This window comes from Thermogymnomonas acidicola JCM 13583 (assembly GCF_001316105.1).
Classification (GTDB): Archaea; Thermoplasmatota; Thermoplasmata; order Thermoplasmatales; family Thermoplasmataceae; genus Thermogymnomonas; species Thermogymnomonas acidicola.
Map to the genome: position 1 here is coordinate 56206 of NZ_BBCP01000010.1, position 18896 is coordinate 75101.

Annotated in this window: 11 protein-coding genes and 9 pseudogenes; 17 read left to right on the forward strand and 3 right to left on the reverse strand. The window is 57.5% G+C overall.

Going from position 1 to position 18896, the window contains the following annotated elements:
• Positions 1 to 34 precede the first annotated feature (34 nt).
• The 4 genes and pseudogenes from JCM13583_RS09250 to JCM13583_RS09270 all read left to right on the forward strand — a co-directional run bounded on the left by JCM13583_RS09250 (position 35) and on the right by JCM13583_RS09270 (position 3477).
• Positions 35 to 511 (forward strand): PadR family transcriptional regulator, encoded by a 477-nt coding sequence (locus JCM13583_RS09250; protein ID WP_075057476.1) that lies wholly within the window; start codon positions 35 to 37, stop codon positions 509 to 511.
• Positions 489 to 1488: pseudogene (locus tag JCM13583_RS09255) on the forward strand (ATP-binding cassette domain-containing protein). Before JCM13583_RS09250 ends, JCM13583_RS09255 begins: the two are co-directional and overlap by 23 nt.
• Positions 1485 to 2304: pseudogene (locus JCM13583_RS09260) on the forward strand (ABC transporter permease). The pseudogenes JCM13583_RS09255 and JCM13583_RS09260 overlap by 4 nt, the downstream one beginning before the upstream one ends.
• A gap of 435 nt (positions 2305 to 2739) precedes the next feature.
• Positions 2740 to 3477 carry a hypothetical protein gene (locus tag JCM13583_RS09270; RefSeq protein ID WP_162509729.1) on the forward strand — a complete coding sequence of 246 codons (738 nt, stop codon included), beginning with the start codon at positions 2740 to 2742 and terminating at the stop codon, positions 3475 to 3477.
• Here the strand turns inward: JCM13583_RS09270 and pyrH are convergent.
• A pseudogene (gene pyrH / locus JCM13583_RS09275) lies at positions 3467 to 4148 on the reverse strand (UMP kinase). The gene JCM13583_RS09270 and the pseudogene pyrH sit on opposite strands and share 11 nt — an antisense overlap.
• A 49-nt stretch (positions 4149 to 4197) precedes the next feature.
• On the opposite strand from pyrH, the pseudogene prf1 reads away from it, so the two are divergent.
• The 7 genes and pseudogenes from prf1 to JCM13583_RS09310 all read left to right on the forward strand — a co-directional run bounded on the left by prf1 (position 4198) and on the right by JCM13583_RS09310 (position 13051).
• Positions 4198 to 5469 (forward strand): annotated as a pseudogene (gene prf1, locus JCM13583_RS09280) (peptide chain release factor 1).
• 36 nt (positions 5470 to 5505) lie between these two features.
• On the forward strand, positions 5506 to 6753 hold the full coding sequence (locus JCM13583_RS09285; RefSeq protein WP_075057479.1) for an MFS transporter: 1248 nt from the start codon (positions 5506 to 5508) through the stop codon (positions 6751 to 6753).
• 97 nt (positions 6754 to 6850) lie between these two features.
• Positions 6851 to 8442 (forward strand): annotated as a pseudogene (locus JCM13583_RS09290) (tRNA uridine(34) 5-carboxymethylaminomethyl modification radical SAM/GNAT enzyme Elp3).
• Between the two features lie 77 nt (positions 8443 to 8519).
• On the forward strand, positions 8520 to 8609 hold the full coding sequence (locus JCM13583_RS09295; RefSeq protein ID WP_075057480.1) for a potassium-transporting ATPase subunit F: 90 nt from the start codon (positions 8520 to 8522) through the stop codon (positions 8607 to 8609).
• 15 nt (positions 8610 to 8624) lie between these two features.
• Positions 8625 to 10386: pseudogene (locus JCM13583_RS09300) on the forward strand (potassium-transporting ATPase subunit KdpA).
• A 64-nt stretch (positions 10387 to 10450) separates the two neighbouring features.
• Positions 10451 to 12388 (forward strand): annotated as a pseudogene (gene kdpB / locus JCM13583_RS09305) (potassium-transporting ATPase subunit KdpB).
• 20 nt (positions 12389 to 12408) lie between these two features.
• Positions 12409 to 13051 (forward strand): annotated as a pseudogene (locus JCM13583_RS09310) (potassium-transporting ATPase subunit C).
• Here the strand turns inward: JCM13583_RS09310 and JCM13583_RS13050 are convergent.
• Together JCM13583_RS13050 and JCM13583_RS13055 are read right to left on the reverse strand one after the other, a co-directional pair.
• Positions 13041 to 13487: a hypothetical protein gene (locus JCM13583_RS13050; protein WP_162509730.1), complete on the reverse strand. Its 447-nt coding sequence runs from the start codon at positions 13485 to 13487 to the stop codon at positions 13041 to 13043. The pseudogene JCM13583_RS09310 and the gene JCM13583_RS13050 sit on opposite strands and share 11 nt — an antisense overlap.
• A gap of 8 nt (positions 13488 to 13495) precedes the next feature.
• A complete protein-coding gene (locus JCM13583_RS13055) occupies positions 13496 to 13870 on the reverse strand; it encodes a universal stress protein (protein WP_162509731.1) in 375 nt (124 codons plus the stop codon).
• A 228-nt stretch (positions 13871 to 14098) separates the two neighbouring features.
• Here JCM13583_RS13055 and JCM13583_RS09320 point away from each other — a divergent pair, with 228 nt between their 5' ends.
• The 6 genes and pseudogenes from JCM13583_RS09320 (at position 14099) to JCM13583_RS09345 (ending at position 18889) form a co-directional block, all read left to right on the forward strand.
• Positions 14099 to 14587 carry a hypothetical protein gene (locus tag JCM13583_RS09320; RefSeq protein WP_162509732.1) on the forward strand — a complete coding sequence of 163 codons (489 nt, stop codon included), beginning with the start codon at positions 14099 to 14101 and terminating at the stop codon, positions 14585 to 14587.
• A gap of 61 nt (positions 14588 to 14648) precedes the next feature.
• Entirely contained in the window at positions 14649 to 15542 is an 894-nt protein-coding gene (locus JCM13583_RS09325; RefSeq protein WP_075057482.1) for a dihydroorotate dehydrogenase, read from the forward strand.
• Between the two features lie 131 nt (positions 15543 to 15673).
• Positions 15674 to 16328, forward strand: a pseudogene (locus JCM13583_RS09330) (dihydroorotate dehydrogenase electron transfer subunit).
• A 311-nt stretch (positions 16329 to 16639) separates the two neighbouring features.
• Positions 16640 to 17119 (forward strand): hypothetical protein, encoded by a 480-nt coding sequence (locus JCM13583_RS09335; RefSeq protein ID WP_075057483.1) that lies wholly within the window; start codon positions 16640 to 16642, stop codon positions 17117 to 17119.
• A 94-nt stretch (positions 17120 to 17213) separates the two neighbouring features.
• A complete protein-coding gene (locus JCM13583_RS09340; protein WP_075057484.1) occupies positions 17214 to 17864 on the forward strand; it encodes a hypothetical protein in 651 nt (216 codons plus the stop codon).
• Positions 17810 to 18889, forward strand: a complete 1080-nt coding sequence (locus JCM13583_RS09345; protein WP_075057485.1) for a tetratricopeptide repeat protein — start codon at positions 17810 to 17812, stop codon at positions 18887 to 18889. The genes JCM13583_RS09340 and JCM13583_RS09345 overlap by 55 nt, the downstream gene beginning before the upstream one ends.
• The last annotated feature ends 7 nt before the right edge of the window (positions 18890 to 18896 follow it).

Here is an 18896-nt window from a genome sequence, read left to right on the forward strand (position 1 = left end):
TTACCTATTTATTTCATAGATATATCTATGTAACATGGCACTCCAGATGCCCAGGCGCATGACAGGCATCACAGACCTCCTGGTAATGGACCAACTGTCAGATGGGCCCAAGTACCCTTACCAGATAATAAAGGGTATCTTCGAGAAGTTCGGCTCCAGGTACAAGCCCAGCACCGGCGTCATATACCCGTGCCTCAGAAGGCTCCAGGAAAAGGGCTACGTGAGGAAGGACAAGAGGTACTATGCCCTCACGGAACAGGGGGGGAAGAAGGTCATGGAGGAGAACAGGGATGTCCTTGACATGAGAATATCGGGTTACTTCGAGAGCAGGGAGTTCTACAGGGAGTTCAACAACCTGGCCCTGAGGGTTGTCAGGGATGTGTACAACCTGACGCCGGAACAGGTTGTGCGTGGCGGGAACGAGATCCTCGATCTGACCAGGAAGACGCTGGAGACCATACACAGGATAATGGGAAGGGGGGGAAAGGATGGCAATAATCACCACCAGTGATCTGACAAAGGTCTACGGCCGTGACTTCGTGGCAGTGGACCACCTCAATATCGAGATAGAGAAGGGCGAGGTCTTCGGGCTCCTGGGGGGGCCCAACGGTGCCGGCAAGACCACCACAATAAAGATGCTGACCACTGTCCTGAAGCCCAGCGGCGGCACAGCGGTCATTGACGGCCATGACATAATCAGGGACAGCCTCGCAGTGAGGAAGGTGATAGGGGGGGGTGGTGCCCCAGGACCTCACGACGGATGAGGACCTGAAGGGCATCGAGAACCTGATGATGGTCTCCAGGTTCTATAACGTGCCCGAGGAGAGGGCCAGGGAGACAATAAAGGAACTCGTCCGCCTCGTGGACCTTGAAGGTGCTATGCAGAGGTACGTGAGGCAGTACTCCGGAGGCATGAGGAAGCGGCTCGAACTGATAGCAGGCCTTGTCCACAGCCCCCAAGGTGCTCTTCCTGGACGAGCCAACGCTTGGCCTCGATGTCCAGACGAGGAGCCAGATGTGGAAGCACATAGAGGAGGTGAGGGAGAACCTTGGCGTAACGATAATACTGACGAGCCACTACCTCGAGGAGGTCGACGCGCTCTCCGACAGGGTGGCCATAATAGACCACGGGAAGATAATAGCCTCCGGCACCCCCGCCGAGCTGAAGGCCTCACTGAGGGGGGGGATGTGATAACGATTACTGTTTCTTCCGAAAACGATGTGGAGAAAATGCTGGAGTACCGGGGAGCAACGGAGGTCAAGGACCTGGGCGGCAACAGGGTGAGGCTTAAGGTCCAGAGCGCGGACAGAGAGATGGCCAGCCTCATGAACTACATAGTCTCCAGCGGCATATCCGTCACGGGCATAAACGTGCAGAAGCCCTCACTTGACCAGGTCTTCCTGGAGTACACTGGGAGGGAGATGAAGGACGAGGAGCCAGGGGACTTCAGGTCCATGATGATGAGGATGCGGAGGCTGAGGAGATGAGCGGTCTTCTTCCACTGACAGGGAGGGAACTGAAGAAGTGGTACAGGAACCAGTGGCCTTCATAGTGTCACTTGTGCAGCCCTTCTTCTGGATCGCCCTCTTCGGCAGTGCGTTTGACATCGCAAAGCTCTCGTTCCACGGGATCGATGTGGCTCTGCACTGTTCCAGGGGGGGGCGCCTGACTACATAACCTTCATACTGGGCGGCGTCCTGACCATAACGACGCTCTTCACCGCCATGTTCTCCGGAGTGAACATAATCTGGGACAGGAGGATGGGGGGGCCTCTCTCCAGGTTCCTCTCCGCACCCATAAGGAGGAGCTCGATAGTCTTCTCCAAGATAATCTCGGGCACGGTCAGGGGGGGCCTGGTACAGGTGGCAATCCTGATCATCGCTGCCCTCCTGATCCCGGACGGTCTCGTCCTCAGGCACGGTTTCACGGTGGTAGATGCGCTCATAATAGCGGCCGCTGTGGTTCTCGTTTCCTTCTCGTTCTCGTCCATATTCAGCATAATAGCCGTGAGGATGACCAGGATGGAGACAATATTCGGTATAGTGAACCTCGTTAACCTTCCCCTGATGTTCGCGTCCTACGCACTCTTCCCGCCGGGACTCATGGCAGGATGGCTGAGCAGGGTGGCCCAGTACAACCCGGTCTCATGGTCAGCACTTTCCATCAGGACAGTCCTGCTCAACGGGTCACTGACGGGTGCGCAGCTATCATCAGTGGCGCATTACCTCCTCTACCTCACCGTCCTGGCCATTGTGATGGTGCTGCTCACAATATTCGTATCGGAGAGAGGGATAAGGGAGTGACATGGCTATACTGAGGGCTAACAACGGCATGGTCATGATGTCTGACCAGAAGACTGGAAACGTCACCATAGACATGAGCGGGAGGATGCTCTACGCGACCCTGGGCAGCAGGTCTTTCAAGCGCTACCTTGATGGCTCTGTCGTGGAGATGAAATGGGACAACGATGTCAGGGTCGTCGCAAGGCTGTCAGAGGAAGAATCAGCAGGTCTCATGGAGAACTGCATATCTGTGGCAGAGGAGTGCCTGCCACAGTCCGAGGGCGCAACCAGCGAGGCCATCAGGAAGTTCATATCCAGCGGCAGGGCGTCCCTGAAATCAGACGCTGAGGCTGTCTCCAACCTGTATTCGGGCGAGATACCGGTGCTACCTCCGGAGAGGTCGTTCTCTCTCTATGTGCAGCTGTCCACAGGCTGCAGGTGGAACAGGTGCTCGCTGTGCCAGGCGTATTCAGCTCGGAAGTCAGGTACAGGACACTGGACGAGTTCAGGGCACATGTGGAAAAGGTCAAGGGTTTCTTCGGTCCAGGTCTTTCTGCCAGGTCATCTGTGCTCCTCGGGGACCCCCCCTCTGCGCTGAATGCTGAACAGAAGGTGCTGCTCTCCGCCCTCGACACTGTCAGGGAGACGTTCAACCTGCCCATATATTCTTTCATAGACCTGTTCACCATCCCGAAGAGCAAGAGCGTCATGCACTACCAGGACATGAAGAGGCATGGCCTCGAGAAGGTCTATTTCCTCCTGGAGACCGGCAGCAACAGGGTGGTGAAGGCTTTCAGGAACCTCACCAACGTAACCGATGCCATAAACATAGTGAACAACCTTAAGACCGCAGGCCTCAACGTCGGCCTCATAGTCCTGGCTGGCACGGGTGGAAAGACGCTCAGCAGGGAACACGTGGAGGCCACTGCAGGCATAGTTGGGCAGATGCAGCTTGGAGAAGGGGGGGATAGCCTCTTCATATGCCCGGTGAGGGAGGACGAGGACAGTATCTACGCGGGTGAGATGGACAAGAGGGGGCCTTGTGAAGATGAGCCTGGAGGAGAAGTACAGGGAGGCGGACGAGCTCCTGAAGAGGATAAGGGAGGAGTACGAGAGCACAAACGGCAGGCCGCTCTCAGTCAAGGCGGCAAAGTACGACCTGCTGGAGAGCGTATTCTAGTGCTCACCCTATGACTGTTCCACCGTGCTCTTCGCCACTGGATGCCTTCACGTATGCACCGAGGTCCCTGCCATCGATCACGTGCACCCTGATCGATGACCTCCTTGCAATCGTCAGTGCAGTTATGTCCATAAAAACGTGCTGCCCTGCCCCCCCGGAGGCCTCGCGCATGGCCAGTTCGATGGCCTCTTCATATGTGAGGCTCCTGAGCTTCCTTGCACCCCCCCTGTCCTTCCTGGGGTCGGCAGTGTAGACCCCCATCAACTGATGTCGCGTTTATCATCACCCTGGAGCCGATCCTCTCCGCCAGCAGGGCGGAAACTGTGTCCGTGGTGTGGCCCGGTTCCGTGCCGCCCATGACCACGTACCTCTCCTGCCTGAGCAGCTTCGCGGCATCGTTGATGTTCTCCGGTATTTCCGTTGGTGCTCCGTCCAGGAGGGACGCTATTGCAAGCGCGTTCATCCTGGTGGCGTGGATACCTATCTCATCAAGGACGTTCTCGTTCACACCGGCAGGCCTTAGGGCGCCTATGTACTCTCTAGCCAGTGCACCTCCGCCCACCACAATGCCCACCCTGTCCACAGGCAGGTCACGGAGCACGGAGGAGAGGTCCCTGATGAACTGCACGTCGAGGGAAGGCCTGGAAACAATTGAGCCGCCAAGCGATATGACGACGCACTTCATGCAACCTGTGGATCAAGGTTAAATACGATTATAAACTTTCTTTGAAGTAATGGCTTCAGACGACGTTCAGCTGCGAAGGTACGAGTTCAAGAAGGCCCTGCAGGAGCTGTCCGAACTGCGAGGCCGTGGGACCGAACTGATATCCCTCTACATCCCCCCCCGGACAAGCAGATATCGGATGTTGTCCAGTACCTGAGGGAAGAATACTCAACATCATCTAACATAAAGTCAAAGTCCACCAGGAAGAACGTGCTCTCAGCCATCGAATCGATAATGTCAAGGCTGAAATACTTCAAGCAGCCACCCGAGACCGGCCTGGTGTTCTTTGTTGGGCATGTGGCAACCAGGGGGGGCGACCAGACGGAGATGTACACGAAGATAATAGAGCCGCCCGAGCCCATACAGACTTTCATCTACAAGTGCGATTCCCAGTTCCACCTGGAGCCCCCCCTGATGTCCCAGCTGGAGGCCAAGGAGATGTACGGCCTCATAGTCATAGACAGGAAGGAGGCCACGGTGGGTTTCCTCAAGGGGGGGACAAACATCGTTGTGGTCTCCAACGAGCAGTCCCTTGTCCCCAGCAAGCACCACCAGGGCGGCCAGTCATCGCGACGTTACGAGAGGCTCATCGAGATAGCGGCGCATGAGTCTTCAAGAAGGTGGGGGGGACATAGCGAACAACGCCTTCATGCCTGTGATAAAGGACCTGAAGGCCGTCTTCATAGGCGGCCCGGGCGCCACAAAGGAGTACTTCTTCGAGAGGGACTACCTGAGGAACGAGATAAAGCAGAAGGTCAAGGACCTCTTCGACATAGGCTACACAGACGAGACCGGGCTCAGGGAACTGGTGGCCAAGGCCTCGGAATCGATCAAGGACATGCAGATCTCCAGGGAGAGGGACCTCGTGAACAGGTTCCTGCAGGAGATAAAGAAGCCTGACGGCGGCCTGGCAGTCTACGGCGAGGCGGCGGTGAGGCAGGCACTGGAGGCCAAGGCGCTGGACACTGTCCTGCTCTCCGAGGGACTTAACAAGAGGAAGTACGTCTACAAGTGCCCCGCTTGCGGTTCAGAGAAGGAGTTCGTGAAGAGGCCGGACGAGGTGCCGACATGTGCCGCTGACGGTTCTGTGATGTCGCTGGAGAGGGAGGACGACCTGGTGGAGATCATATACAACCTTGCGGATGCGTCCGGTGCCAGGGTGGAGATGATATCCGCAGACAGTGAGGAGGGCACCCTCCTCCTCAGGGCATTCGGCGGGATCGCCGGTATACTCCGCTACATACCAAAGGAGAGCCAGATGCAGTCCGTGCAGGGCCAGTGAGCGGCACAGATTTATGGAGATATTCAATACGAAGGTATGTCTGACCCTGGAAGGCGGGCACTTGCATATACGTCACTAGCGCACTTCGTTAACGACGGGAACTTCTTCCTCTTCCCCCCCGTGCTCATAGCCTATTACGAGTCGATACCCGGGACAAAGGTTGTGGCCCTTGGCTCCGTGGCAATCATATACAACGTCCTCTCAGGCTTCCTGAGCACGCCCCCCCTCGGCAGGTACGCGGACAGGCACGACAGGGATTCGCTCCTCATATTCACCGGCCTCCTTCTTAACGCCGTTTCTGTCCTCATATTCATGCTTCCATTCGTCTACCACTCGCTGCTCTTCCCACTCATCATAACTGGCTCTGTGGTGCTCGGTGTGGCCCAGTCTTTCTACCACCCGCTCGGTGCCTCTGTCCTCTCACATGTGTATGATAAGCCACGGGCTTCAAAGGCCATGGGCACAAACCAGGCCTTCGGGAGCCTTGGCAGGGCTGTCACGCCATACCTGATCTCCTCTCTGATCCTGATAGGCGGCGAGGTGCTGGGCCTGGGCATCTTCGCGGTCTACATGTTCGCCGCATCCTTCGTGACGCTTGCTGGTCTGCACTTCTTCAGCAGGTCAAGGTTCGCCGTAGCCCAGGGTAAGCCGGGTGTGGAGCAGCAGCCCACCGTTGAACCGTTCAGCAGGTACTCTGGTTTCGTGTATTTCCTCACGGCGGTGGTGTTCATACGCTCCATGTTCATGCTTGCGGTGAACACCTACGTGCCCACTTACATGAGCGATATCTACCACAGCAAGTACCTGATGAGCTCCGTGCTGAGCGCGGGCCTCATAGTCTCTGTGGCGGGCGGCCCCCCCATCTTCGGCCGCGTGACCGCCAGCAGGGGGGGAGGCAGAACAACCATACTCGTGACTTCAGGCATTTCGGCCCTGGCGTTCCTCGCATTCATGCTCACCAGGGACATATACATCACAGGCGTTGCATACGCGGTGTTCGCCATGACCGCCTTCACCGGGTTCCCTGTGCTCATGGGCTATGTGAACGAGGTCGTGCCCAGGAGGTTCTCCACCACATCAAACGGCCTCGTGTGGGGGGGCCTGGGGGGGAACACCGTGGGCGGTGCGGCCGGCATAGGCGTCATGTCGCTCCTCCTCCTCTACCTGCCACTGGGCAGGGTGCTCTACATAATGATAGCCTTCGCTGCAGTATCCTTCGCCCTCACGCCTCTCCTACCGTCCAAAAAGAAGGTCTCCGCGGCCTCCGCCTCTGGTGCCAGGTGATACCGGCACCTGGCATTCCGTGAGAAGGGGGGGCGCCGGTAATCGAAGGCGAGGAGACCACAAGGCATATCTCCAGGGCGGCACTGCGGTATATGCCATGCTCGGCGGTGGTGAGGCCGACTTCTTCCAGGAAATCCTCGCAATGATAAGATCCGGCTCCATAAGGGACAAGGAGGCGCTACACAGGGCCAAGGTGCAGCTTGCAAGGAAGTACGGGCTAGGCTATATACCCGGGGGGGACGTGGAGATACTGCACTCCTCTGACCTGGGTGAGGGGGGGAGCGCGAACTCCTGAGGATAAAGAGGACCAGGACGATATCTGGCGTCTCAGTTGTTGCTGTCATGACATCACCGGAACGCTGCCCCCCCCATGGCCGCTGCATATACTGCCCGGGCGGGTCGAGAACAACTCACCGCAGGCATACACGGGCTATGAGCCCGCGGCCCTGAGGGGGGGCCGCACCTACGCCTACGACCCTTACGAGCAGACGTTCAACAGGCTAAGGCAGCTTGAGACCATAGGCCACGACACCAGCAAGGTGGACCTTATAGTGATGGGGGGGGACGTTCACGGCCAGGCCTGAGGCTTACCAGAGGGAGTTCGTGAGGGGGGGCTGCCTCGACGCCATGAACAGGCAGCCCTCCTCTGGCCTGGAGGAGAGCATGCTGGTTAACGAGGACTCGGACAGGAGGTGCATTGGCCTCACGGTTGAAACGAAGCCTGACTGGTTCTTCGAGAGGGAGATAGACCTCTCCCTCTCATACGGCACAACGAAGGTAGAACTGGGTGTGCAGATCATAAACGAGAGGGTGCTCAGGCTTAACGGGAGGGGCCACGGCGTCGGTGAGATTGTCAGGGCCACGCAGCTTGCCAGGGACGCTGGCCTTAAGATCGTATACCACGTGATGCCCGGCATGTACGGTGCCACCGAGGAAGACGACATGGAGAGCTTCAGGCTCATGATGGAGGACCCAAGGTTCATGCCTGACATGCTGAAGATCTACCCGACACTCGTGGTCAGGGGGGGTACCCCCCCGCTCTACGGCCTGTGGAGGAGCGGGAGGTACACTCCACCGGACACAGAGAGGGCCGTGAGGTTCCTCCAGTTTGTCCTCACGAACATAAAGCCCTGGGTCAGGATACAGAGGATCCAGAGGGACATACCCGTCAAGTTCATCTCCGCTGGGGGGGTGAAGAGGAGTGACATAAGGAACCTGGCGGAGAGGATGCTGGCGGAGAACGGGATGTCAACAATGGAGATCAGGTCGAGGGAAGTGGGTAAGAGGGGGGGAACGGACCTGGAGGACTGCAGGCTCGTCAGGAGGGATTACATGGCCGCAGGTGGGAGGGAGGTCTTCCTCTCATACGAGACGGGAAGCGGGGGGGACATCGTAGGGTTCCTCCGCCTGAGGCTGCCTTCCGATATGGCCCACAGGAAGGAGGTAATAGGCTCATCAATCGTCAGGGAGATAAAGGTCTTCGGTGAAGTGGTGCCGGTTGGCTCACGTCCGGAGGCAGAATGGCAGCACAGGGGCTTCGGCAAGGCTCTCATGGCGGAGGCTGAGAGGGTCAGTAGGGAGGAGTTCGGTGTCGGGAGGATCCTGGTAATCAGCGGCATAGGCGTGAGGAACTATTTCAGAAACATGGGCTACGAGAGGCTGGGCCCGTACATGGCCAAGTCGCTGTGAGGCAAGCAAGGGAAACTATTATACTTTAGGGCCAATGAAAAACGTTTAAATACCGAGCGCCAATAAACATCGCGCACATGTTTGCAGCCTTCGCGGTGCTTGCTGCGGTTGTCCTGGGCATGGCCGTTTACCTGATATACACCATAGTGAGGGCAGAACGCTTCTGAAGGGGGGGATCTCTGATGTCTTTCTGGACACAGCTCTTTCTCGAGAACAGGTTGTTGTCGGGCTCCCTTATTATCCTCATATATTTATTAATCGTATCGGTTTCAGCCTACCTGTTCTCCGGCCACATAGCCAAGGTCTACAGGAGGAGAGGACAGTACTCCATGGGTATTCCAGCAGGGCCATAGCGCTGTTTGAGAGGATGCTGGGCCCAGTGGTCAGGAGGGAGATGAGGCTGAGGGAGTACCTGGAGGCAGTCCTGCTTGTCTCTGCATTTGCAGGCACTGTGTGTTTCCTCCTGCTGGTCTTCCAGCGGGACCTGCCATTTTCCTATGCGAACAACCACATGACCGTCTCACTGGCCTTCAACACGGTCACCAGCTTCCTGACAAACACGGACCTTCAGCACTACTCCAACCCATTTGACCTGACCTATTTCAGCACGACGTTCGTGATAATTGGCCTCATGTTCTTCTCGCCCACGCTGGGCTTCGCTGTCTCAATGGCATTCATCAGGGGGCATACTGACGGACAAGGGGCACCTGGGGAACTTCTACCACGACTTCCTCGTGGCCTTCTTCGAGGTGGTGCTGCCGGCCACACTTGTTGTGACTGCGCTTCTCATAGCGCTGGGCGTGCCAGAGACGGTGCACACTTACCTCCTTGTGACACCGTTCTTCTCAAAGGGCGCTGTGAAGGTGCCCCCCCTGGGCCCTGTTGCCTCGCTGGAGGCCATAAAGAACATAGGCACGAACGGCGGTGGCTTCTACGGAGCGAATGCCGGGTACCCGTTCGAGGACCCCGACTGGGCCACGAACATAGTGGAATACGTGTCATTTAACCTGATACCTATGGCCTCTATCCTCTCACTTGGGAGGGTGTTCGAGAGCAGGAAGTTCGGCCTCATCCTCTACTCCGTCATAATGGCCTTCTACCTCTTCAGCGCTTACCTCTCCTTCTTCGGCGAGTACTTCGGGGTGCCACAGATAACCTCGCTGGGGACGCTCTTCACAGGCAACATGCTGGGCAAGGAGACCGCAATAGGGCTGTCGCAGAGCACGATCTTCCAGGTGGGTGCCACCATGACATCCACAGGCGCGGCGAACGGCTCGATAATATCATACACGCCCGCCGGGGGGGTGCTGGGCATCCTGATACCTCTGCTCCTCAACGACCCCCTTGGCGGCGTCGGGACGTCCGTCCTAAATATATTCACTTACGTGATCTTCACCATGTTCATATCATCCCTGATGGTGGGCAAGCTCCCGGAACTCCTCACACTCAAGATAGGCTCCAAGGAGATCCGATATTCAACGCTCTCCCTCGTCACACACCCGCTCCTGGTCATAGTGCCTTTCGGTATCACCCTCATGCTGCCTGGCGTAATGTCGACGTTCGTGAACTCCAGGCCTGACCAGATCACGCAGCTGCTCTACGAGTTCGCCACATCGGCTGCGAACAATGGCTCCGAGATGGGCGGCTTCGCAACGAACAGCCCTTACTTCAACTACCTGGATGGGGTGATAATGCTCCTTGGCCGCTACCTCCTGATAGGCTTCCAGCTGGTCATAGCATACTCGTTCTCAACGCAGAAGGCCAAGGTGCAGGGGGGGAGAGGGCCATAGACCCGGGCACGAAGCTCTTCGGCTTCCTCCTCTTCTCGGTGATGCTACTAATCGGCCTGCTATCCTTCTTCCAATGCTGGTCCTTGGCCCGATACTCTCATGGGCTAAACTCTTCAATTTCGAGGTGCTGAAGTGGTCTCTCTTAAGGATATGAAGGATGTTGCCTGATAACGCTCAGGGACTTCGACCCCCCCAGGTATGAGGTCAGGAACCCAGTGATGTTCCTAACGGAGGCCTCCTTCGTTGTTGCGCTTGTCGCAACTCTGAGGCCAGCAATCTTCGACCTGCCCGTTACAGGCGCGTATCCCCCCCCACTTCTACGTTGCCGTGACCGTGCTGCTCTTCCTGACACTCCTGTTCAGCAATATAAGCGAGGCCATGTCAGAGGGCAAGAGCAGGAAGATAGCGGAATCACTGAGGCGCCTGAAGAAGGAGGTCACGGCACACAAGGTCAGCGGTGACGTCACGGTCGATGTGAAGTCAACTGAACTGAGGAAGGACGATGTGGTGGTGGTGAACAAGGACGAGGTGATACCAACAGACGGAGAGATCGTGAAGGGCTCCGGCTACGTGAACGAGGCAAACATAACTGGCGAGTCCAGGCCTGTCCTGAAGGTACTCGGTGACACAGTGACTGGCTCGACAGTACTCGTCACGGACAAAATATGGGTGCGCGTGACCGCCAACCCTGGAGAGACCTTCCTAGACAGGATGATCGAGCTGGTGAGCAGTGCAACGAGGGAGAAGACGCCTAACGAGATAGCCCTCTCCTCAATCCTGTCCGGCCTCACACTGGTCTTCCTGGTGGTCGTGAGCGCAATATTTGCCGAGGCCAGGTTCGTGGGCATAGAGAGCAACATCATGATCCTGATCGTCCTCCTCATCGCCCTGATACCGACAACGATAGGGGGGGCCCTGCTGCCGGCCATAGGCATAGCGGCCATCAACAAGGTATCGGAGTACAACATAATCGCGAAGAGCGGCAGGGCGGTGGAGAACGCGGGCGACATCGATACGATAATACTGGACAAGACGGGCACAGTGACAATAGGCGAGAGGGAGGCGGTGAGGTTCTTCCCGAACAACGGCGTTGACTACAGTGAGTTCGTGAGGGCCTGCCTCATGTGTTCCCTGCAGGACCAGACGAAGGAGGGCATGTCCATAGTCAGGCTGGCGCGGAGGGAGGGTGTGGACGTTAGGCCAGAGGAACTCCAGGGATACGAGTTCCAGCCCTTCTCAGCGGAGACGAGGTTCAGCGGCATTTCCAGGGACGGCGACTACATCGTGAAGGGTGCGCTGAAGACACTGAAGAAGAACTATGGCCTGGAGGACACGTTCATAGAGGCGCTCTGCAAGGAGATATCCATGAGGGGAGGCACGGCGCTGCCCGTGGTGAGGAACGGCAGGTTCCTGGGCGTCATCGAACTTAACGACGTGCTCAAGCCAGGCATAAAGGAGAGGCTGGACAGCCTGAAGAGGATGAACATAAAGACGATAATGTGCACGGGCGACGACGAGATAACAGCGCAGTACATCGCAAGGGAGAGCGGCATAGACGAGTATGTGGCCAACAGCACCCCCCCATGGACAAGTACCAGGTGGTGCTGTCTGAGAAGTCAAAGGAGCGCATGGTGGCCATGGTCGGGGGGGACGGCACGAACGATGCCCCTGCCTGGCCAAGGCAGACGTGGGGGGGCTGGCCATGAACAACGGCACGCAGGCGGCCAAGGACGCGGCGAACATGATAGACCTGGACAACGACCCCCACTAAGCTGATGGACGTCATATTCCTAGGGAAGCAGATCCTCATAACAAGGGGGGGCTCGCTGACAACGTTCAGCATCGCAAACGATGTCTCGAAGTACTTCGTGATCATACCCGCCATGTTCTACATGTTCCCGCAGCTGGGCTTCATCAACATACTGGGCCTCACAGACCCGCTGGTGGCAATTACCGCGGCTCTCATATTCAACACAGTGATCATCGTGGCCCTGATCCCACTGGCGCTCAGGGGGGGAGTCAGGTTCCGGCCGTCATCGCTGAACGAGCTGCTGAGGAGGAACACACTGATCTATGGCATAGGTGGCGTGATAACGCCCTTCGTAGCGATAAAGATCATATACGTGCTCATGGTGCTGGGGGGTGTCCACTGGTGAAGCCCTCTGAGTACGCAAGGGTGTTCGCCTTTGTGGTGGCCTTCCTCTTCATCTTCGGCTTTGTTGTGCCTACTGCCATATCCCTCCTCACACAGCAGGTCGAGCCCTTCCAGGCAGAGGGGGTACCCGGTGGAGATAGACGGGCACGTGTACGGCAGTTACCTTCTGGCGGAGGCCTTTAACTCCTCTATCTTCTTCCATCCCAGGCCTTCTGCCATAGGCTACAACCTATCACAGTCTGGCAGTTACCCGTACTCTCCCGGGAACCCGGAGCTGACGAACCTGACCATAAAGTATATAGAGGAGTTCCTTGAGGAGAACCCGGGCGTGAACGTGTCGCAGATACCGTACGCCATGGTATCCTATTCGGCCTCTGGCCTTGACCCGGATATACCGGTGCAGGGTGCGTACCTCCAGATCCCCCCCAGGGTCTCCACCAACCTATCCCTCCTCCTATCCAACACATCGCTGCACATGTCGAGGCGGGAGGCCTCTGCATACCTGTACGGCCTTGTCAACTCCTCAGTGCAGCAGAACTTCCCCCCCCTCTTCGGGACATACTATGTCAACGTGGTCTGGCTGAACGTGCAGATAATAAAGCTGCTGATGGACGCAGGCATTGTGGGCCCTGCGTCCCTGTCCTCCGGTAGATTCACCTCTTGATCAGTATGGTGTCAACCTGGCTCTCCTTGACAACAGACTTAAGCTCGGCCTTGACCCTTATCCTGCCGTACCTGTCCGGCCTGACACCGAGGACAACACAGTCTGAGCCTGTGTCCTCGATCATCCTGTGCACCTCGTTCCTCAGGTTCGTCTCCAGGCCGCCCCCCCTTGTCACCGACACTTCGGGCCCGAACCTCTCGTACACCTGCTCCATATGCTCGAACAGTGACTGGAAGCCGTGTGTCCTCTTCTTGTCAAACCTCCTCATGTCCGCCAGGAGTATGCTTGAACCTGATACTAGCTTGAGGTAGAGGCCAAAGAGCACGCTGACCCTTGTGTTGAGGCCCTCCGATACCGGGACAAGGATGCGCTTGTAAGGGTAGTTGTTCCCGTGGGTGCTCACTGCTGCAGTTATGGTGTTCGAATTCTTTATCACGTAGTCGCTTATGCTGCCGAATAGTGCGGTGGAGAGAGGGGGGAGCGCTTCTGCGATGCTATCAGGACAAGGTCGTATGAGTGCGAGTTTATCTCCTCCACTATACCCTCCTTGGCGCTCCCGGAGGTCCTAACCCTCGGCACCACCTTGATCCCCCCCCTCTCCTTGCCTTCCTGGAATGCCCTGGTGACCATCTTCACCTTGTCGCTCCAGGTTATCTCCCTGCTCTCCTCCTTCACTGTGAAGGCGGTCACCTCCGAGCCAAACCTCTGGGCAAGGTCAAAGGCTATCCTGAGCGCCACAGGAGACCTGTCCCCCCCCTGTGCCATCGGGACAGCGATCTTATCAAGTTTGAGCGTGAGTGATTTGGTGACTTCCATCATAACGTAACAAATACATGTACATATATAATAATTCCCAATGGCATGGTGCGAAAGGACCCCCCCACATCTCTTGCACGAGCAGGATCAAGGAAAATGTGGATATCTTTGCACTGCGTGTGACATGCAGGCCATGCAGTTACGGAGCGAAATGACAGTTATTATCATGCTCGCCCCCCCTCCACCTGCGCCTGGAAAAACTTATCATAGTAAATGGCACTAACCCTCTGGTTGTTCGTAAAGTGCGTAACAGTGAGCCGGAACCGCCTCATGGGCATCGGTAAGCCAGAGGACCTCCTCTACATGGACATAGACGAGGTATTCCTCGTGGACATGGACGCCCTCACCAGGTACAAGCTCTCCTTCCACTTCTACAGGGAAATATCCAGGTTCTGTGAGGTCACTGTGCTCAACATGCCAGCGAGGGTGCAGGACCTCATAGACACCCTGGTCTCTGGCGCTTCCAGGGTTGTGGTTGGCAGGGATGTTGACAGCAGGCTACTCTCCGGCTTCATGCAGGTTTCGGATTCCGTGGTCCTGAGCCTTGTTTCGCGTAACCTGGTGGACGAGTTCATACGCCTTGGAGGCGGTGACTTCTTCAGCCTGGGCCAGACCGACATCGCCTTCCGCACGCTCTACAACGCAGGACCACCGGTCATCAGGGAGGGCGTGAAGAACATTGAGGACTTTCCGGAGGGTGCAGTGCCCTACCTGCAGTGAAATTATTGCGGGTAATCGGATCCCACCTAACTGTTAATATGGCCCTGAAAATGACCAATAAATGTTCGCCGATCTTAGCACAGAGGTAGCCGGCCTGAGGCTGGAGAACCCGCTCATGCTTGCCTCCGGCATACTCGACGAGAACGGTTACTCAATGCTCCGTGTCCTCCGTTCGGGGGGGGCGTCCGCGGCGGTTACAAAGTCCATTGGGGGGGAGGAGGAGAGGAACGGCTACAGGCCACCTGTCGTACATCCCCCCCTCCAGTCAGGCATGCTGAACGCCATCGGACTGGCAAACCCTGGCATTGAGGAGTATGGGCACGAGATAGAGATTGCGAGGAGGGCCGGGAAGCCGATAATCGGGAGCATATTCGCTCCTGATGAGGCAGGCTTCTCCAGGCTTGCGGAGAGAATGCAGTCCTTCGGTGTGAGCGCCATAGAGCTGAACCTCTCCTGCCCACACGTGAAGGGTGTCGGCTCTGAGGTGGGGGGGAGCGACCCGGTCCTTGTGAAGAGGGTTGTGCAGGCTGTGAAGTCCGTCTCGTCCGTACCGGTGTTTGCAAAGCTGTCGCCCAACGTGACCGACCTGGTGGAGATCGCCAGGGCAGCCTCCGACGCGGACGGGCTTGTGCTGATCAACACCGTCAGGGCCATGGCCGTGGACATACGTGCCAGGAGGCCTGTCCTTTCGAATGGTTTTGGCGGCCTCTCCGGGCCCTCCATTAAGCCCGTGGGGGGGATAAGGTGCGTGTACGAGGTGAGGAAGGCCATGGACATACCCATCGTGGGGGGGGTGGGTGGGATATCAGGGTTCGAGGACGTGGTGGAGTACATAATGGTAGGTTCCGACGCGGTGCAGATAGGGACTGCACTGTGGAGGAACGGACCCGGCATCTTCTCTTCCATACTCTGTGAACTGGAGAAGTTCATGGAGGAGGAGGGTTACAGGGCATAGGCGAAATGAAGGGGGGGGTGGCCCTCCAGTGAGCTACGAATACGCAACCGTTTCGGGAGTGAAGGAGGAGGGCAGGGGAGTGAGGACTCTGGTTCCAGTGGGAGAGGAAGGTGGAGCCTGGGCAGTTTGTCATGGTCTGGGTGCCCGGGCTGGGCGAGATCCCACTCTCCCTCTCCAGCACAGACCACACCAAGTCGATCACGATAAAGAGCTTCGGCCCAGTCTCGGAGGCCATAACGAGGATGTCTCCGGGAGACAGGATCTACCTGAGGGGACCATACGGCAGGCCTTTCACCAGGCCCACAGGACAGTATCTGCTGATAGGGGGGTGGATCGGGGGGGATGGCCTCGCTCAGGCCCATGGTTGGGCCCAGGGCCCACGCGATCATATCCGCAAGGTCAAAGGATGACCTGATCTTCAGGGACGCGTTCCAGCCAGGCAGGGTGCACGTCACAACCGATGACGGCAGCGAGGGCTTCAAAGGGAACACCGTTGACTTCCTGAGGACCTTTGACCTGTCAGGGTTCACGGAGATATACGTGTGCGGGCCAGAGAGGATGATGTTCTCTGTATACAGAGAGCTCAGGTCCAGGCAGGTGAACGCAAGGGTCGAGTTCTCCCTGGAGAGGCTCATGAAGTGCGGCATAGGCCTCTGCGATTCCTGCTCCATAGGTGGCTACCAGCTCTGCAGGGACGGTCCCGTGTTCAGCATCGATGAGCTCGACAGGATGGAGGAGTTCGGGCGGAGCAGGCTGGTGGAGAGCGGAAGGAGGATAACGCTCTGATACTGCACTGCATGTCCCCTGGGCCCTCCTCCACCCTTTCGCTGCACCCCCCCTGTGGGCGGGAAGATAGAATTTCGTTTGACCTTCTGGCGGACTAGGATTCTCCAGCCTGCCTGGAAGGGATCGAAGGCCTGCATGCGACACGTGTGTGAAAAAAATATATCTATCACGCCACTTAAGACAATAGCACATGGAACTTAGGCTGGCAGTGAAGCAGGCTTACAACTTCCTGCTACAGGACCTCAAGAAGGGCGGGGGGGCCAGGGTAACACGTACATAGTTTTCGGTGGAAGGGGCTGCGGCTTGATCTGATGCTGGAGGTCCTGGAGAACTCACTCAGGGGCCAGGGCACGAAGGTCATAGTGTCCAGGCACAGGCAGGGCCTTGACAGGCTCTCCCTCTATAACTCAATCCTGGATGCCTGGTTTGAAAGGCACGCGGAAAGGGACCTGGACAGGGTTTACAGGGAATTTGCCGAGATGGCAGGTTCCGGGAAGGAGTGCGTCATCCTGGTCGACGGCCTGGGTGAGATGGACGCAGCTGGCCTGGACACGTTCCTGCACGTCACATCAATGCTGGACAGGAGCCAGGTCTTCACAGTTGCCTTCTTTTCCCTGGTGCCCGGGCAGTGGCAGGACATGTCCGCAGTGCTGCAGGTGTTCCGAGGGGCCAACATTATAGCGCTCAGGCAGGCGGAGTTCGAGGACATGGTGGCCATGGCAGGCGCCATGGGCCTCAGGCTCCCACTCTACTTCTTCAACGAGCTCTGGAAGGTCATCAACACGACCTGAGCTGGATGGGGGGGTACGCAATAAGCTACTACAGGAGCCTCGGAATAATAGATGAGGAAGGTCACCTGGAGGAGGCAAAGTTCAGGTATCTCCCGTGCCCCCGAGGCTGGAGATATACTACCACAACGTCTACTCCTCCCTGAACGATGTGGACAGGAGGGTGGCTGAGATCCTCTCCTTCATCGAGATGCCCGTGGACATCGAAACGCTCTCCCTCCTCTCCGGCATGGACAGGGCCCAGCTGGCATCTGCCATAGATTCACTGGTCTCAAAGGGCCTGGTGAGGGAGGTCGGCACCTCTTACGAGGTCGTGTCCAGGCAGGTGGCCTCCATATTCCTGGAAAGGATGACCGCTGCAGTGAAGAGGACACTTGCGGAGAGGGCCCTGGCCTCAGGCATCATGGACAGGCTTCCGATAAGGCTCCAGGTCAGGATCCTCGCCGGCTCCGACCAGAGGAAGCAGTGCGAGGACTTTGTGAGGAAAAACTACAGGCTCTTCGTGGGCAAACTGGATGACATATCTGAGGCGCCAGCACTCATAGAGAGACTCAGGAAGCACGTCGACGATCCTGGCGTCAGGAGGCTCCTCGACTTCATGGAGTGTGACTGCCTCTATGAGACAGGCAGGTACGAAGATGCCATAGCATGCATAGAATCGAAGAGGCTTGAGGAGGTGGACATGGAGCATCGGTGTCCCGCTACGCGCTGTCCCTTATATCGCTGGGCAGGTTCTCCGACGCCATAAAGTTCATAGAGGGCATGACGCCTGGCGCAAGGAGCCAGAGGGTGGTGGAGATCCTGGGTGAGGCCTACTTCAGGAGCAAAAAGTACGACATAGCCCTGTCGCTCGCCAGGGAGGCTGCGGAAATGGCTGAGAGGGCAGGCGACAGGGAGACGCTGGGGCACGCCCTGAACCTGTGTGGATCGGTGTTTGCGGAACAGCTTCAGTACGAGAAGGCGAGGCCATATTTCGAGAAGGCGCTCGAGATTAAGAGGGAGCTGGGCGACTGGATGTCGGTACTTCGCACGCTCAACAACATAGCCATAGTGGACAGCTTCTCCGGGAACTTTGTGGAAGCCATTGGCAAGCTCACAGAGATCATAAACGACTCCTTCCGGGCCGGAGACCTTGTCTCCAGGCTCTACGCCTCATACAACATCAGTGAACTCTACCACATGCTGGGCAGGGACAACGAGAGCCTCTCATACATGAAGGACGCGGAAAGGCTGCTCCACATGGCGGAGGACAAGACGGTGGGCTACCTGTTCAACCGCTTCGCTGCGCACTTCCACATAGACCACGGGAGGTATGAGGAGGCCCTGAAGCACTCCTCCATATCGCGCACCCTTGCGGACAACCTGGGCAACAGGGACTGGGCCGAAATAGCCATGGCCATGGAGGATCTGTCCAGGGCACTCCTCCTCTCAGTGCCACTGCAGAGGCCGCAGAGGTTCAAGGCCAGGTACGGGATAACGGACGAGTTCCTCCCGACTTTCTATGCGCTCGGGGGGGCATGCTATTTCACCAGGCGTGGCATGGTACAGGATGCCATGGAGGTGGCGTCCCTGGCTGTGCAGGCAGCCTCCTCGACCTCAGATTACTATGGCCAGAAGGTCGGAGAGGCCATGCAGGCCCTGGCATCACTGCTGAACGGGGGGGCGTGCCAGACAGGATCCCGGGGGGGAGGAGTGCATGGAAAGGGTACCCACGCTGGCGATGTTCGGCCTCCTGGCGCAGTACTACAGTGCGAGCCTAAGGAACAACGGTGAAATGGTG